Source organism: Paraburkholderia translucens, assembly GCF_020881035.1.
GTDB lineage: Bacteria > Pseudomonadota > Gammaproteobacteria > Burkholderiales > Burkholderiaceae > Paraburkholderia > Paraburkholderia translucens.
The window spans coordinates 148988-164509 of the sequence record NZ_JAJITC010000008.1 but is presented as its reverse complement, the minus strand read 5'-3'; the positions used below and the strand labels follow the sequence as shown (position 1 = coordinate 164509).

Sequence of the window (15522 nt, the reverse complement as noted above, 5' to 3'; positions counted from 1 at the left end):
AAAAGGCCGGCTTTACGGACAGGCGGCAGGTCTGGCGGGCGCCCGCGTCTTCAGGCAGTCTGCGGGTCGCCCACGACTCCTCCCGCATGGCGAAGACCTGTTTCGCAATTGCGGCGTGCCGCCCTAGAAACCGGCCGCGAGCCCGTCGCGGCGGCTGTCGCTGGCTGCCACGTAGCCGCGCTCCGGCTCGTCGCGATCGAGCTTCCAGATGAACTGGCCGGAGCCGAAGTCCATGTACGGATCGTCGACCGACTTGATCGTGTGGCCGAGCTTCTGCAAGCCCTCGGTGGTCTTCGGATCGAGTGTCGACTCGGTATCGACCGTGAAGTCGTGGTTGACCTTCCAGCGCGGCGCATCGCACGCGGCCTGCGGCTGCTGACCGTAGTCGAGCATGCGCACCACCGTTTGCAGATGGCCTTGCGGCTGCATGTCGCCGCCCATGACGCCGAAGCTCATCACCGCTTCCTGCTGACCGTTCACCTGCTGCGTGAGGAACGCCGGGATGATCGTGTGGAAGGGCCGCTTGCCGCCCTCGACGACGTTCGGCGACTTCGGATCCATCGAGAAGCCGCAGCCGCGGTTCTGCAACGCGATGCCGCTGTCCGGCACCACGACACCGGAGCCGAAGCCCATGTAGTTCGACTGGATGAAGCTGACCATCATGCCGCTCTCGTCCGCCGCCGACATATAGATCGTGCCGCCCGCCTTCGGCATGCCGAAGTCGAAGTGCGTTGCGCGCTTCGGGTCGATCAGCTTCGCGCGCGACGTGAGATATGCGTCGTCGAGCATCTGCTCGGGCGTGACTTCCATCGAACGCGGATCAGCGACGTAGCGATACACGTCGGCAAACGCGAGCTTCATCGCTTCGATCTGCAGATGCTGCGACTCGACGCTGTCGACCTCCAGCGACTTCACGTCGAACTTCTCCAGAATGCCGAGCGCGATCAGCGCCGCGATGCCCTGGCCGTTCGGCGGAATCTCATGCACGGTGTAGCCGCGATAGTCCTTGCCGATCGGCTCGACCCAGTCCGCGCGGTAGTTGCGCAGATCGTCGGCGGTGAGCGCGGCGCCGCCTTCGCGCGCGAACGCGGCGATGCGCTCGGCGATCTCGCCCTCGTAGTACGCGCGCGGGCCTTGCTCGGCGAGTTGACGCAGCGTCTTTGCGTGACCGGGGAAGCGCACCAGCTCGCTGACTTCAGGCGCGCGGCCGCGCGGCATGAAGGTCTGTGCGAAGCCCGGCTGATCCTTCAGGTCCGGCACGGCGGCCGCCCACTTGTACGCGACGACGCTCGCCACCGCGTGACCGCGCTCCGCGATCTCGATGGCCGGCTCCATCAGGTCGGCGAACGGCAGCTTGCCGAACTTCTGATGCAGCGCTTCCCAGCCGGCGATCACGCCGGGCACCGTGACCGCGTCCCAGCCGCGCTTCGGCTGCTTCGCGAGGCCGTTGTCCTCGCCGTGCTTGCGCCTGAAGTATTCGACGTTCCATGCGGCTGGCGACACGCCCGACGCGTTCAGGCCATGCAGTTTCTTGCCGTCCCACACGAGCGCGAACGCATCGCCGCCAAGGCCGCACGACACCGGCTCGACGACCGTGATGACGGCGGCCGCCGCGACGGCCGCATCGACGGCATTGCCGCCCTTCCACAGCATGCGCAGCCCGGCCTGGGCGGCGAGCGGATGCGAGGTCGAGACGATATTGCGTGCGAATACGGGCAGACGTTGCGTCGGATAGGGGTTTTGCCAGTTGAAGCCAGTCATGTCGAACACTCTCGAAAGCGTGGCCCGGCACGGAACAGTCGCCGGACATCATGGGAATGGTTGTAAAGCAGATAAAAAGCTTGGAAGCCGGGATTGCACCGCGAAGCGGGCCAAAAAACAAATTCATTTATCAAATGAATAAATGTGCAATGTATCTCAACGGGGTCGAAGCAGGTTTGCAACCTTGGCGTCCACTTCAGGCGGACTGCGCCGTTGGCGGGCAAGAAGCCCGATGGTCTTACAATAGCGGCAGCCGCGTTCGCCGACGGACCGCGCCGACACAACAGCCACGACCCGAGACACATGACACGAGACCCCCGCCTGACTCTCAACGCCCGGCAACAGGAATTGCTGGAGTGGGTGCAACGCGACGGCTTCGTGACCGTGGACGACCTCGCGAGCCATTTCGACGTTACACCGCAGACGATCCGCCGCGACGTCAACTGGCTCGCCGATATGAACCTGCTGCGCCGCTACCACGGCGGCGCGAGTCTGCCGACCAGCTCCGAGAACGTCTCCTACACCGCGCGGCAGCGGATGTTCCATGAAGAGAAACGGCGCATCGCGGGACTGGTGGCCACTCACATTCCCGATCAGGCGTCGCTGTTCATCAACCTCGGCACGACCACCGAAGAGGTCGCCCGCGCGCTGAACCGCCACCGCGGACTGCGCGTAATCACGAACAATCTGAACGTCGCAAGCATGATGAGCGGCTACCCGGATTGCGAGGTGCTGGTGACGGGCGGCATCGTGCGGCCGTGGGACAAGGGCATCGTCGGCGAACTGGCGATCGACTTCATCCGGCAGTTCAAGGTCGATTTCGCGATCATCGGCACGTCGAGCATCGAGCCGGACGGCACGCTGCGCGATTTCGACACGCGCGAGGTGCGTGTCGCCGAGGCGATCATGGAGCACGCTCGCACCGTGTTCCTCGCCGCCGACCACTCCAAATTCGGCCGCCCGGCACTCGTACGCCAGGGACACCTGGAACAGATCGACGCACTGTTCACCGACGCAGCCCCGCCCGCCGACATGACCGAGGCGCTGAGTGCCGCCAACTGTCAAATCTATATCGCCGGATAATACCAGGCGTTCTCCGCCATGCTGCGGTGCACGAAAAACCTCCAGTGAAATCAAGAAGTTGGCTGCGGGGGCGGACCGCCGGTCGCGCAGCGAATTGTCAAAGGGAAAATTTACGGGGACAAGGTTGGCGTTTCATCGATGGTCGCCTACACTCCAGTTCCCCAACGTGCGTTGCGAGTTTCGCACGGCGTCGGTTGTGTGAGTCTGTCGTGTAAGCCGTACCTCCCGCCCTGATCCTTTAGCGGACCCCGCCCCGGCCTGCCGGTCGGCTGCAAGGTTGTCCGTGATTGCCTGACATGGAGAGAACGATGCTGAGTCCGCATGAATTCGCCACGTTGTTGCTCGTCAAGGACGCCCCCAACCAGGTCGATATGGACCGACAAGAACTCGATGCGTTGCTCGAACGCCAACTGGTGCAACTCGAACGCCTCGCATCGGGCAATGAAGAATGGCGCGTGACGGAAACCGGCGACACCGCGTTGCGGGCCATCAAACGTTTTTCCTGAGTTTCCCCGGCATTCGTTTCGAGAGTCATTGGCGGCGTGCGCGCGCCACCTCGGCGCTCGCGCCTCGCGCTCCCATCGTCCGACTTCGTCTCACCCGAATCGCATGGCAACGGGCCGCCCCGCGGCCCATTATTGTGCGCAGCTCTCGTTGACACAATAAATTCACGCGACGAACTCCCTTCCCTCGCGTATGCCCAGGACGCTCTCCGCCGACGCGGGAGCCGTCGCGCGAAGCCGTGTTCGCACAGCTGTTGCGCATGCTGTGGCGCGGAGCGTTGGCGCAGCGCGGTTGAGCCTGCATGCCGGGCAGGCTGCGGAACGATCAGGGCCGTCCGTCACCTCACCGCCGCTCACCCGGCGCGCAGGGTGGGATCAGCGCTCGCACGCCAACTGATCGCCCTTGCGCGCTGCTCGTTGAAGAACGCGACCCACTGGTTACGCACCTTCGGATCGCTGCTCGTCGCCTCGCTTGTATGGCGCTGCGCAATCGCCGCCTGGAACGCGCAGAAGTCCTCCTTCGACAGCCGGCCGCGCCGGTTCGCCACATAGGCGTCGAAGAACGTCTCGTAGACCGCCTGGGCGTCGCGGCCGTAATCGACGGTCTGCGGCGAGCACATCAGCTGCAATGCCTCGAACGACGTCGCCCCCCTCGTCCCCTCCAGGCTCGGCGTACTCACGCATCCCGCCAGAAAAGCCGCCGCACCGATCATCAAAAGTCCACGCATACATCACCTCGAAATGGCTGCTGACGAGAGTATCGTTCGCGGCCCCGCGTTGCGCCACTTCCTCGCCATATGGCCAGGATTCGTTCGGACTGAGTGAGCTTTACTTTTTCGAATATGTTCATTAGAGTTCGAAAACGAACATCATTCGTTCGATTTGCTTTCCAACCAACTTCCGGATGCGATGCAAAGGACTCAGCAGGTGGCGCAAGGCACGAAATACGATCTGCTCGTCGTGGGCGGCGGGATCAACGGCGCCGGCATCGCCCGCGACGCGGCCGGTCGTGGACTGTCGGTGCTGCTGTGCGAGCAGGACGATCTGGCCGCGCATACGTCGTCGGCGAGTACCAAGCTGATTCACGGCGGACTGCGCTACCTCGAATACCGCGAGTTCGGGCTCGTGCGCAAGGCGCTGCAGGAACGCGAAACGCTGCTGCGCGCGGCCCCGCATATCATGTGGCCGCTGCGCTTCGTGATGCCGCATATGCCGGACCTGCGCCCCGCCTGGCTGATCCGCGCGGGTCTGTTCCTCTACGACCATCTGGCCAAACGCGAGCTGCTGCCGGGTTCGCGCGGCATCGTGATGAAGCGGCATCCGGCCGGCGTGCCGCTCGTCGATTCGATCAAGCGCGGCTTCGTTTATTCGGACGGCTGGGTCAACGACGCGCGCCTCGTCGTGCTGAACGCGCTCGACGCGCACGAGCGCGGCGCGACGATCCTCACGCGCACGAAGCTGCTCAACGCCGGGCGCGTCAACGGCGAGTGGCGCGCGCAGCTGCGGCGCGCGGACGGCGCGACGCTCGACGTGCGCGCCGCCGCGATCGCCAACGCGGCGGGCCCGTGGGTCGGCGAGCTGCTGAAGGGCGCGCTCGGCCGGCCCGCATCGCATAGCGTGCGGCTCGTCAAGGGCAGCCATATCGTCACGCGGCGCCTGTTCGAGCACGACCACGCGTACATCTTCCAGAATCCCGACAAGCGGATCATCTTTGCGATCCCGTACGAGCACGACTACACGCTGATCGGCACGACCGACCTCGAATATCGCGGCGACCCGTCGCAGGTCGCGATCGACGCGAACGAAACGCAGTACCTGTGCGATTCCATCAACCGCTACTTCAGGCAGAAGATCTCCACCGCCGACGTGCGCTGGAGCTATTCGGGCGTGCGCCCGCTGCTGGAGGACGAGAACGCGGACAATCCGTCGGCGCTCACGCGCGACTACTTGCTCGAACTCGACGCGCCGGCCCACGAGGCGCCGCTGCTGTCGGTGTTCGGCGGCAAGATCACGACCTTTCGCAAGCTCGCCGAGCAGGCCGTCGACACCCTGACCGAGGCGCTGCGCCGCGACGCGCCCGCGTGGACCGTCGGCGCGCCGCTGCCGGGCGGCGACATCGCGCAGGCGAACTTCAATCGCTTCCTCGGTGAGTTCTCGCGCGAGCATGCGTGGCTTCCGGCGTCGCTCGCGCATCGGCTCGCGCGCGCGTATGGCACGCGCGCGAATCGCGTGATCGGCCTGGCGCGGTCGCGCGCCGAGCTAGGCCGCGAGTTCGCGCCGGGACTGCACGAAGCCGAGCTGGTCTATCTGCGCGATACCGAATGGGCGCTCAGCGCCGAGGACGTGCTTTGGCGGCGCTCGAAGCTCGGCCTGCATCTCGAGCCGGGCAAGCTCGAGCAGGTCACGCGCGACATCGACGCGTGGTTCGCGCGCGAGCCCGCGCGACAAAGCGCGTAAGTGGCGCCACCCGCGGCGCCACCCGCCACAGGTTCGGCTGGACGGCGCCGGCACGCGCCCTCACACTATCTCGGCCCGCTCACAACAACACGCCGTTCCCAACGCCGTCCGCCGATCCGCCGATCCGGCGATCTGCAACACGCATGGAGAAGAGACAATGCAGGATCAGTACGTCCTCGCGCTTGACCAAGGCACCACCAGCTCGCGTGCGATGCTGTTCGACCGGCGCGGCAACGTCGTGTCGATCGCGCAGAAGGAGTTCCAGCAGATCTACCCGGATCCCGGCTGGGTCGAGCACGACCCGCAGGAAATCTGGTCGACGCAGGCCGGCGTCGCCGCCGAAGCCGTCACGCGGGCAGGCATGAACGGCACGTCGATCGCGGCAATCGGCATCACGAACCAGCGCGAAACCACGATCGTCTGGGATCGCGAAACGGGCCACCCGATCTACAACGCGATCGTCTGGCAGGACCGCCGTACCGCCGACTTCTGCGACGAACTGAAGGCGCAGGGGCTCGAAGCAAGCGTGCGCGCGAAGACCGGTCTGCCAATCGACTCGTATTTCTCGGCGACGAAGATCCGCTGGATTCTCGACAACGTAGAAGGCGCGCGCGAAAAGGCGCGTCAGGGCCGGCTCGCGTTCGGCACCGTCGATAGCTGGCTCATGTGGAATTTCACGAAGGGCGCGCTGCACGTCACCGACGTGACCAACGCGTCGCGAACCATGCTCTTCAACATCCACACGCTGAAGTGGGACGACGAACTGCTCGCCGCGCTCGACATCCCGCGCGGCATGCTGCCGGAAGTACGGCCGTCGTCGGAGGTGTATGGACCGACCGTGACCACCGTGTTCGCCTCGAAAATTCCGCTCGCGGGCATCGCCGGCGATCAGCACGCCGCGCTGTTCGGCCAGATGTGCACCGAGTCCGGCATGGTGAAGAACACGTACGGCACCGGCTGCTTCCTCGTGATGAACACGGGCGACAAACCGATCGAATCGAAGAACAATCTCGTCACGACGATCGCCTGGCAGATCGGCGAGCGGATCGACTATGCGCTCGAAGGCAGCATCTTCATCGGTGGCGCGGTGGTGCAGTGGCTGCGCGACGGTCTGGGCATCATCAGGAACGCGGCGGAAAGCGAAACGCTCGCGCGCGGCGTGCCGCATTGCGACGGCGTGTACCTCGTGCCCGCGTTCGCCGGCCTCGGCGCACCGCACTGGAACGCGCATGCGCGCGGCACGCTGTTCGGTGTCACGCGTGGCACCACGTCGGCGCACATCGCGCGCGCCGCGCTCGATTCGATCGCGTATCAATCACTCGACGTGCTGACGGCCATGGAAGCCGACTCGGGCATTCGCATCGGCGAGTTGCGCGTGGATGGCGGCGCCTGCGCGAACAATCTGCTGATGCAGTTCCAGGCCGACATTCTCGGCGTCGACGCGGTGCGCCCGCAGGTGTCGGAAACGACCGCACTCGGCGCCGCGTATCTGGCTGGACTCGCGGTCGGCTACTGGAAGGACATCGACGAATTGAAAAGCCAGTGGAAGCTCGAACACCGCTTTACACCCGCGCTGCCGCATGCGGAGGTCAAGACGTGTCTCGAAGGCTGGCAGCGCGCGATTCGCGCGGCGAAGGCCTGGGCCGATACGCCCTGAGGCGGCGCATTCGTCAAGGTTTGACCCGAACAGGTTTGGCCCGACGCGAAAGCCCGCGTCCGAAAGTACGTATGCACGTATGATGGCGTTTTTCACCACGTAGCGCGGGCCCGCAACCCGTCGCCCGCGCGCTTTGCGCCTACCGCTCTTCAGGCATGATCGACCACCTCATCTGTGACTGCGACGGCGTGCTCGTCGACAGTGAAGTCATCGCCGATCGCGTGATGTTCGACACGCTGACGGCCACCTTCCCCGGCCTCGATTTCGCCCCTGTCGTCAAAACCGCCTTCGGCCAGCAAACGTCGCGCTTTCTGGCCGGCCTGGAAAAGCATTTCGACATCACGCTGCCCGCGAACTTCCTCGATACGATCGAGCACAACGTCGAGCTCGCGCTCGCCGCGTCGCTCGGTCCGATCCACGGCGTGCGCGACGCGCTGCAACGCGTGACGCTACCGGCCGCCGTCGTGTCGAACAGCCGTATGACGCGCGTGAGCGCTTCGGTGCGGCGCGCGGGCTTGCAGCAGATTTTCGGCGAGCGCGTGTTCAGTGCCGAGCAGGTCGCTCGGCCGAAGCCGTATCCCGACGTCTATCTGTTCGCGGCAAAGACGCTCGGGGTCGAGCCGGCACGCTGCCTCGTCGTCGAAGACAGCGTCGCGGGTCTGAACGCGGCGCGCGCGGCCGGCATGAAGACGATCGCGTTCGTCGGCGCGAGCCATATACCGGACGGCTATGCGGATGCGCTGCGTGCGATGGGCATTACGCGGATCATGAAGCACATGGACGAACTGCCGGCACTGATCGAGGCGGGCGTGCGCGGCGAGTTCGGCGACGTGCAGTCGTAGCGGTTTCCGCCAGGCGAACAAGAAAAAAGCCGGTTCTTCTTCTGAAGGACCGGCTTTTTGCATTGCTTGATGGCGTCAAGCGCCGCTCGCTGGATGGATGGCCCGTCAAGCCTCGGCCATCGCGCCCTCGCGCACCTGTGCGAGCGCCTCGCGAAACTCGACCAGCTCCGCGATCGTCAGCATCGGCAGATTATGTTGCGCGGCGAAGCGTTCGACGTCCGCGCCGCGCGTCATCGTGCCGTCGGCGTTCATCAGTTCGCACAGCACGCCAGCCGGCTTCAGGCCGGCGAGGATCGCGAGATCGACGGTGCCTTCGGTGTGGCCGCGCCGCGCGAGCACGCCGCCGGGCATCGCGCGCAGCGGGAACACGTGGCCGGGGCGCACGATGTCGGCGGGCTTCGCCGTATCGGCGATCGCGGCACGGATCGTCGTCACGCGATCCTGCGCGGACACGCCGGTGCTGACGCCTTCGCGCGCCTCGATCGACACCGTGAACGCGGTGCCATGACGGCTTTCGTTGTTGACGGCCATCGGCGGCAGTTCGAGCGCACGGATCTTGTCGTCGGGCAGGCACAGGCACACGATGCCGCTGCATTCACGAATCAGCAGCGCCATCGTTTCAACCGACAGGCGCTCGGCCGCGACGATCAGATCGGCTTCGTTCTCGCGGTCATGGTCGTCCTGCAGCACCACGGCGCGACCTTCGCGCAGCGCCTGCAAGGCGGCGGCGATACGCGGCGGAACGGCTTCGGTGGCGAGCAGCGGGAGATCGGCGAAGGCATCGTCTGCAATCGTCGACGGTGCGGGAAAAGTAGCAAAGGACATGGTTGAAACGCTCATCGCAAAAGTTGGGCGAGAAACGTTTCAGGGCATTGCAAACAGACTGAGACGCGCCGCCGGGCGCCGCACGAAAGCGGACGCTCATCCGCCGCCTCAACTGCAGGGGCGTCGCGAAACGCACAGGACTATCTGCACATCTTCTTCCATCCGGACTATGACCGTCGGCTCTGGCTTCTAACCAGATCTGCTGACCCCGCCGCTGTCTTCAATACTTCGAAGACAGCATGATGCGGGCGCTCGCGGGCTTGCCGGCTCGCGCTGTCGCGCTGCCGGCCTACCGCCGGTGGGGAATTTCACCCCGCCCTGAAGACGCACTGATTGCCGGTTCGACCGGCCGGCGAAGCATACAGCAGCCGCGCGTGAATTGCAGCGCGACACCCACAAAATCCCCGGTTGCGGCGTTGGACCTGCCTCAACGCTGCGACCTGCGCCTGAACCTCCGGCGCCCTCGATCCTCAACTCGACACGCTTGCGCGCGCGGCTTCATCACGCGCGACGCCTGCAGTCGGCACTTCCCAGCGCGGCGGCGTCTCCGCCCGCAGCGTCACGCGAAACGCGCGCGCCTCGGTGTCGCCGGGATTGCGCAGGCTGTGCGGCTGGTCGGCGTCGAACACGATCGCGTCCCCTGTGGCGAGCAGCTGGCGCTGGTCGTGCACACTGACTTCGAGCGTGCCGTCGCTGACCACCAGATTCACCGTCGTGCCGGGCGCGCGGCGGATGCCGGCTTCGGTGTGGAGCGGCGCGATACGCAGCTCGTGGAACTCGGCGGCGATCGGCTCGTCGTCGGGATACAGCGGCCGCACCGAGTAACGCCCGTTCGCGCTCACGACGCGCGCCGAGCGCTCGGCCGGCAGATGCTCGAAGCCATTGGTCGCGTGACGCCGCAGGAACGCCGCCACCGATACCTTCAGCGCCGCCGCCACCTTGCACAGCACCTTGATCGAAGGCACGCTGCGCGCCGACTCGATTTGCGCGAGCATCGCGCGCGACACGCCGGATGCGCGCGCCAGCGCATCGAGCGAAAGCTGCCGTTCGGCACGCAGCCGCGCCAGATTCACGCCGACCAGTTGTTCGAGCGCATCGAAGGGTTCGGCGCCGCGCGGCGCGGCGTCGGTATCGGCCCCGGCCGAAGGATCGCGAACCAGCGCGAGCGGGGAATGCATATTGGCCTCCAGAGCGCCGCCCGGCGGCGCAAGAGCAGTAAGTGCAAGCAAGATAGCATCGGCTTTCGCCGCGCCCAACGAAGTTATCTTCACACTGTTATCAGCATTGGGGAGACAAGCAACTGACGACTCACGCACTGCGCGAGCGGGGCGCGCCGCAAGACCGACCGGGAAGCCCCGAAACCCCCGCCGGGTGAAGGGCTATAATATGCAGTTACGCTGCAAGGACACGCGCAAGCCGGCCACCGTGCGCCGCGCCACCCCGCGCCGCAGCTTCATTCACCCTTTTACGACGCCCCCAGGTTAACCACTGCGACCGGCGAAATTCGATGACCAAGAAAGTTTATGTAAAGACCTTTGGCTGCCAGATGAACGAGTACGACTCCGACAAGATGGTCGACGTGCTCGGTGCCGCTGAAGGACTCGTCAAGACCGACACGCCGGAAGACGCCGACGTGATCCTGTTCAACACCTGCTCGGTGCGCGAAAAAGCCCAGGAGAAAGTCTTTTCCGACCTCGGCCGCGTGCGCGAGCTGAAGGACGCGAATCCGGATCTGATCATTGGCGTGGGCGGCTGCGTTGCAAGCCAGGAAGGCGCCTCGATCGTCGCGCGCGCGCCGTACGTCGACATCGTGTTCGGCCCGCAAACGCTGCACCGCCTGCCGCAAATGATCGACGAGCGCCGCGCGAGCGGCCGCGCGCAGGTCGATATTTCGTTTCCCGAAATCGAGAAGTTCGATCACCTGCCGCCGGCGCGCGTCGAAGGTCCGAGCGCGTTCGTGTCCATCATGGAAGGCTGCAGCAAGTACTGCAGTTATTGTGTCGTGCCGTACACGCGCGGCGAGGAAGTGTCGCGCCCGCTCGACGATGTGCTGACCGAAATCGCCGGCCTCGCCGACCAGGGCGTGCGTGAAGTCACGCTGCTCGGCCAGAACGTGAACGCTTATCGTGGTGCGCTGACCCTGGGCTCGACCGAGATCGCCGACTTCGCGACACTGATCGAATACGTCGCGGACATCCCAGGTATCGAACGGATCCGCTATACGACCTCGCATCCGAAGGAATTCACGCAGCGCCTGATCGACACCTACGCGAAGGTGCCCAAGCTCGTCAGCCACCTGCATCTGCCGGTGCAGCACGGCTCCGACCGCATCCTGATGGCGATGAAGCGCGGCTACACCGTGCTCGAATACAAGTCGGTGATCCGCAAGCTGCGCGCGATCCGGCCTGACCTGTCGCTGTCGACGGACATGATCGTCGGCTTCCCCGGCGAGACCGAGGAAGACTTCGCGAAGATGATGGCGCTCGTCGAGGAGATGAAATACGACACGAGCTTCTCGTTCATCTACAGCCCGCGCCCCGGTACGCCGGCCGCGAACCTGCACGACGACACGCCGCGCGAGGTCAAGCTCAAGCGCCTGCAACACTTGCAGGCCACGATCGAAGAGAACGTGCAGCGCATCAGCAATGCGATGGTCGGCAAGGTCGAGCGCATTCTGGTCGAGCGCCCGGCGCGCAAGGACCCGAACGAGCTGGCCGGCCGCACCGAGAACAACCGCGTCGTCAATTTCCCGGCGCCGGTCGCCTCGCATGCACGGCTGATCGGTCAGATGGTCGACGTGAAGATCGTGCACGCGTACCCGCACTCGCTGCGTGGCGAACTCGTGATGGTTCACGACGACAGCGCCGCCACGACTCACTGAGCGCACCGAACGACATTCTGAGTACCGTAACCGACAGGATCGACTCACCGCCTTGAAGACCACTCAGCAGCAGCATCTGGAATTCACCGCACCGCGCGAAGACAACGCGCGGCTCGCCAACCTCTGCGGACCGCTCGACGAAAATCTCCGGCAGATCGAGCAGGCCCTCGACGTGACCCTGCAGCGCCGCGGCCACCGCATCACCATCCGCGGGCGCGGCGCGAAACTCGCGCTCACCGCGCTCGAAAACTTCTACAACAGCGCACGCGAGCCTTTGTCGGTCGACGACATCCAGCTTGCGCTCGTCGAAGTGCGCCATCCGGCGCGCCACCGCGCGAACGGCAACGGCAACGGCAATGGCAAGGTCGACGACAGCGGCGACCCGCGCTTCGCGGGCAACCCCGACCATCCGTTCGACCAGCCCGTCGATATCAATGCGAACGAAGACGACTTCGAGGAGTACGGCCCGAAGCTCTACACGCGACGCGCGGATCTGCGCGGCCGCACTCCGGCGCAGCGTGGGTACCTCAAGCAGATTGTGTCGCACGACGTGACGTTCGGCGTCGGTCCGGCCGGCACCGGCAAGACCTACCTCGCGGTGGCCTGCGCGGTCGACGCGCTCGAGCGCGACCAGGTCAAGCGCATCGTGCTCACCCGCCCCGCGGTCGAAGCGGGCGAGCGGCTCGGCTTTTTGCCGGGCGATCTCGCACAGAAGGTCGATCCGTATCTGCGCCCGCTTTATGACGCGCTGTACGACCTGCTCGGCTTCGACAAGACCGCGAAGATGTTCGAGCGGCAGATGATCGAAATCGCACCGCTCGCGTACATGCGCGGCCGCACGCTCAATCACGCGTTCATCATCCTCGACGAGGCGCAGAACACGACGCCCGAGCAGATGAAGATGTTCCTCACCCGGATCGGCTTCGGCTCGAAGGCGGTCGTCACCGGCGACACGACCCAGGTGGACCTGCCGCGCGGCCACAAGAGCGGGCTCATCGAAGCGCAGCAGGTGCTCGCGGACGTGCGCGGCATCGCGCTCACGCGCTTCACGAGTGCCGACGTCGTGCGGCATCCGCTAGTCGCGCGAATTGTGGAGGCGTACGATGCGCATGCGCAGAAAACGCCAGCTTCGGTCGATTCGCGCTGAGCGATGCGCCTCGCGGCCCGAGGCGCAACCAGCCGCACTGCGAACAAACGCCTAAGCCACGAACGCCACGCATAGACACCGCATGAGCCGCCCCCCGAAACTGACATTGAACCTGCAATTCCCCGCCGCCAAAGCCTGGCCGGAACACAAGGCGCTGCTGCCACGAGCGACGGTGGCCGGCTGGATCAAGGCAGCGCTGTTCGCGGATGGCGAACTGACGGTCCGGTTCGTCGACGCCGAAGAAGGCCGCACGCTGAACCGCACCTATCGCGGCAAGGACTACGCGACCAACGTGCTGACTTTCGCCTACGCCGAATCGGAAGACGACCCGGTCACGGGCGATCTGATCCTGTGCTGCCCGGTGGTCGAAAAGGAGGCTGCCGAGCAGGGCAAGCCGCTCACCGCGCATTATGCGCACCTGCTCGTGCACGGTACGCTGCATGCACAGGGCTACGACCACGAGGTCGAAGAAGAAGCCGAGGAAATGGAAGCGATCGAGACCGAAATCCTCGGCAAGCTCGGCTTTCCCGACCCTTATCAATAAGAATCCATCGTGAGCACCCAGTCCCCCGAAGCCGATATCGCCGTGCGCTGCCGGGATTACCCGCCGGTGCTCGGCGAATCGCGGCTTCTGACGGACGACGAGTTGCGCGAGTCGCTCGAATGCACGTTGCGCGGCTGGGACCGCGAGCGCGATCTGTGGCTGTTCGGCTACGGCTCGCTGATCTGGAACCCGGGCCTGCCCACCGTCGAGGCGATGCGCTCGAAGGTGCATGGCTATCACCGCGGCCTCTATCTGTGGTCACGCGTGAATCGCGGCACGCCCGAGCAGCCCGGCCTCGTGCTCGCGCTCGATCGCGGCGGCTCATGCACGGGCATGGCGTTCCGGCTCGCCGCCGTCGGCGCGATGCCGCATCTCGAAGCACTGTGGCGCCGCGAAATGCCGATGGGCTCGTATCGGCCCGCGTGGCTGCCGTGCGTGCTCGCGGACGGACGGCGTGTCGATGCGCTCGCGTTCGTAATGCGCCGCGACGTGCCGAGCTACACCGGCAAGCTGCACGACGACATCATCCGGACCGTGCTGGGCTGCGCGAGCGGCCGCTACGGCACGACGTTCGAGTACGTGAGCCGCACCGTGCATGCGCTGCGCGAAAGCGGGATGCCGGACCGCGCGCTCGAAGCGCTGCTCGCGCGCTGCACACGGACGGCGTGACTCGGCGAATCCGCGAAAACCCCACCCGCGACTTTTTTCCCCCCAAGCGCTTTTGCCCGTGTAATCGGTTAGCATGGACCCACGCCCCGCCGTTTCGGCGCGGCCGCTTTACCCCGGCTTTGCTCGTCGCCAGTCCCGGTGGGACACGGTTCCGCCATGTGCCTGGTGTATCCTTAACGCTCTGCAACAGCGCGCCCAGTCTCGCCGGGCGCACTACCATGAACGACACGTATCCCAGTCGACGCCATACCGGACGCCAACCCGACAAACCGCAGGAAAAGCGCTCGCTGCTCGAGCGCCTGACCGACTTCATCTCGCCCGAGCCCGACTCGCGCGCCGAGCTTCTGGAAATCCTGCAGGACGCGCACGAGCGCAACCTGATCGACGCCGACTCGCTGTCGATGATCGAAGGCGTGTTTCAGGTGTCGGAACTGAGCGCACGCGACATCATGGTGCCGCGCGCGCAAATGGACGCGATCAACATTGCGGACAATCCCGCCGAATTCATCCCTTATGTGCTGGAGAAAGCGCATTCGCGCTATCCGGTGTACGAAGGCAACCGTGACAACATCATCGGCGTGCTGCTCGCGAAAGACCTGCTGCGCTACTACGCCGAAGAAGAATTCGACGTGCGCGGCATGCTGCGCCCGGCCGTGTTCATCCCCGAGTCGAAGCGGCTGAACGTGCTGCTGCACGACTTTCGCGTGAATCGCAATCACCTCGCGGTGGTCGTCGACGAATACGGCGGCGTCGCGGGCCTGATCACGATCGAAGACGTACTGGAGCAGATCGTCGGCGACATTGAGGACGAATACGATTTCGACGAGGAAAGCGGCAACATCATCGCGTCGCCGGACGGACGCTTCCGCGTGCGTGCGCTGACCGAGATCGAGCAGTTCAACGACACCTTCGGCACCCATTACCCGGACGACGAAGTCGACACGATCGGCGGCCTCGTCACGCATCACTTCGGCCGGGTGCCCCATCGTGGCGAGAAGGTCCGCCTCGACGATCTGATCTTCGAGATCCTGCGCGGCGACGCCCGCCAGGTCCACATGCTGCTGGTGCGCCGCGATCCGCTCGCGGGCCAGCGCGAACGCGAGACGCAGCCCGTGCAAACCTGAGCCCGCTGCGCGGGCCTTTGCACTGCCTG

14 protein-coding genes and 1 riboswitch are annotated in these 15522 nt (G+C 65.4%); of the genes, 10 read left to right on the top strand and 4 right to left on the bottom strand.

Going from position 1 to position 15522, the window contains the following annotated elements:
• Positions 1-123: 123 nt before the first annotated feature.
• Entirely contained in the window at positions 124-1761 is a 1638-nt protein-coding gene (locus LJ655_RS16875) for a gamma-glutamyltransferase family protein (RefSeq protein ID WP_230562386.1), read from the bottom strand.
• 303 nt (positions 1762-2064) lie between these two features.
• On the opposite strand from LJ655_RS16875, the gene LJ655_RS16870 reads away from it, so the two are divergent.
• The gene (locus LJ655_RS16870) at positions 2065-2844 is read left to right on the top strand and encodes a DeoR/GlpR family DNA-binding transcription regulator (RefSeq protein WP_230562385.1); all 780 of its coding nucleotides are present in this window, start codon (positions 2065-2067) and stop codon (positions 2842-2844) included.
• 308 nt (positions 2845-3152) lie between these two features.
• Positions 3153-3350 carry a hypothetical protein gene (locus tag LJ655_RS16865; RefSeq protein ID WP_230562384.1) on the top strand — a complete coding sequence of 66 codons (198 nt, stop codon included), beginning with the start codon at positions 3153-3155 and terminating at the stop codon, positions 3348-3350.
• 350 nt (positions 3351-3700) lie between these two features.
• On the opposite strand, the gene LJ655_RS16860 is transcribed toward LJ655_RS16865, so the two are convergent.
• A complete protein-coding gene (locus LJ655_RS16860; protein ID WP_230562383.1) occupies positions 3701-4075 on the bottom strand; it encodes a hypothetical protein in 375 nt (124 codons plus the stop codon).
• A 181-nt stretch (positions 4076-4256) separates the two neighbouring features.
• Between LJ655_RS16860 and glpD the strand changes: the two genes are divergently transcribed.
• From glpD to LJ655_RS16845, 3 genes are all read left to right on the top strand, one after another.
• The gene (glpD, locus tag LJ655_RS16855) at positions 4257-5804 is read left to right on the top strand and encodes a glycerol-3-phosphate dehydrogenase (protein WP_268991526.1); all 1548 of its coding nucleotides are present in this window, start codon (positions 4257-4259) and stop codon (positions 5802-5804) included.
• Positions 5805-5961: 157 nt separating this feature from the next.
• Positions 5962-7461: a glycerol kinase GlpK gene (gene glpK, locus LJ655_RS16850; protein ID WP_230562382.1), complete on the top strand. Its 1500-nt coding sequence runs from the start codon at positions 5962-5964 to the stop codon at positions 7459-7461.
• Between the two features lie 155 nt (positions 7462-7616).
• The gene (locus LJ655_RS16845) at positions 7617-8303 is read left to right on the top strand and encodes an HAD family hydrolase (protein ID WP_230562381.1); all 687 of its coding nucleotides are present in this window, start codon (positions 7617-7619) and stop codon (positions 8301-8303) included.
• Positions 8304-8408: 105 nt separating this feature from the next.
• Here the strand turns inward: LJ655_RS16845 and ribB are convergent, their stop codons facing one another.
• A complete protein-coding gene (ribB, locus tag LJ655_RS16840; RefSeq protein ID WP_230562380.1) occupies positions 8409-9128 on the bottom strand; it encodes a 3,4-dihydroxy-2-butanone-4-phosphate synthase in 720 nt (239 codons plus the stop codon).
• Between the two features lie 146 nt (positions 9129-9274).
• A riboswitch (FMN riboswitch) is annotated at positions 9275-9458 on the bottom strand.
• A 140-nt stretch (positions 9459-9598) separates the two neighbouring features.
• Positions 9599-10306: a helix-turn-helix domain-containing protein gene (locus LJ655_RS16835; RefSeq protein WP_230562379.1), complete on the bottom strand. Its 708-nt coding sequence runs from the start codon at positions 10304-10306 to the stop codon at positions 9599-9601.
• A 329-nt stretch (positions 10307-10635) separates the two neighbouring features.
• Between LJ655_RS16835 and miaB the strand changes: the two genes are divergently transcribed.
• The 5 genes from miaB (at position 10636) to LJ655_RS16810 (ending at position 15493) form a co-directional block, all read left to right on the top strand.
• A complete protein-coding gene (miaB, locus tag LJ655_RS16830; RefSeq protein WP_230562378.1) occupies positions 10636-12009 on the top strand; it encodes a tRNA (N6-isopentenyl adenosine(37)-C2)-methylthiotransferase MiaB in 1374 nt (457 codons plus the stop codon).
• 52 nt (positions 12010-12061) lie between these two features.
• On the top strand, positions 12062-13156 hold the full coding sequence (locus LJ655_RS16825; protein WP_230562377.1) for a PhoH family protein: 1095 nt from the start codon (positions 12062-12064) through the stop codon (positions 13154-13156).
• Positions 13157-13238: 82 nt separating this feature from the next.
• Positions 13239-13700: an rRNA maturation RNase YbeY gene (gene ybeY / locus LJ655_RS16820; protein ID WP_230562376.1), complete on the top strand. Its 462-nt coding sequence runs from the start codon at positions 13239-13241 to the stop codon at positions 13698-13700.
• A 9-nt stretch (positions 13701-13709) separates the two neighbouring features.
• Entirely contained in the window at positions 13710-14369 is a 660-nt protein-coding gene (locus LJ655_RS16815; RefSeq protein ID WP_230562375.1) for a gamma-glutamylcyclotransferase, read from the top strand.
• Positions 14370-14587: 218 nt separating this feature from the next.
• The gene (locus LJ655_RS16810) at positions 14588-15493 is read left to right on the top strand and encodes a CorC family transporter (protein WP_230562374.1); all 906 of its coding nucleotides are present in this window, start codon (positions 14588-14590) and stop codon (positions 15491-15493) included.
• The last annotated feature ends 29 nt before the right edge of the window (positions 15494-15522 follow it).

Excerpts from the sequence above, each read along its gene's own strand:
- LJ655_RS16875 (WP_230562386.1), bottom strand. The coding sequence starts at position 1,761 with ATGACTGGCTTCAACTGGCAAAACCCCTATCCGACGCAACGTCTGCCC.
- LJ655_RS16870 (WP_230562385.1), top strand. The coding sequence starts at position 2,065 with ATGACACGAGACCCCCGCCTGACTCTCAACGCCCGGCAACAGGAATTG.
- LJ655_RS16865 (WP_230562384.1), top strand. The coding sequence starts at position 3,153 with ATGCTGAGTCCGCATGAATTCGCCACGTTGTTGCTCGTCAAGGACGCC.
- LJ655_RS16860 (WP_230562383.1), bottom strand. The coding sequence starts at position 4,075 with ATGCGTGGACTTTTGATGATCGGTGCGGCGGCTTTTCTGGCGGGATGC.
- glpD (WP_268991526.1), top strand. The coding sequence starts at position 4,257 with ATGCAAAGGACTCAGCAGGTGGCGCAAGGCACGAAATACGATCTGCTC.
- glpK (WP_230562382.1), top strand. The coding sequence starts at position 5,962 with ATGCAGGATCAGTACGTCCTCGCGCTTGACCAAGGCACCACCAGCTCG.
- LJ655_RS16845 (WP_230562381.1), top strand. The coding sequence starts at position 7,617 with ATGATCGACCACCTCATCTGTGACTGCGACGGCGTGCTCGTCGACAGT.
- ribB (WP_230562380.1), bottom strand. The coding sequence starts at position 9,128 with ATGTCCTTTGCTACTTTTCCCGCACCGTCGACGATTGCAGACGATGCC.
- LJ655_RS16835 (WP_230562379.1), bottom strand. The coding sequence starts at position 10,306 with ATGCATTCCCCGCTCGCGCTGGTTCGCGATCCTTCGGCCGGGGCCGAT.
- miaB (WP_230562378.1), top strand. The coding sequence starts at position 10,636 with ATGACCAAGAAAGTTTATGTAAAGACCTTTGGCTGCCAGATGAACGAG.
- ybeY (WP_230562376.1), top strand. The coding sequence starts at position 13,239 with ATGAGCCGCCCCCCGAAACTGACATTGAACCTGCAATTCCCCGCCGCC.
- LJ655_RS16810 (WP_230562374.1), top strand. The coding sequence starts at position 14,588 with ATGAACGACACGTATCCCAGTCGACGCCATACCGGACGCCAACCCGAC.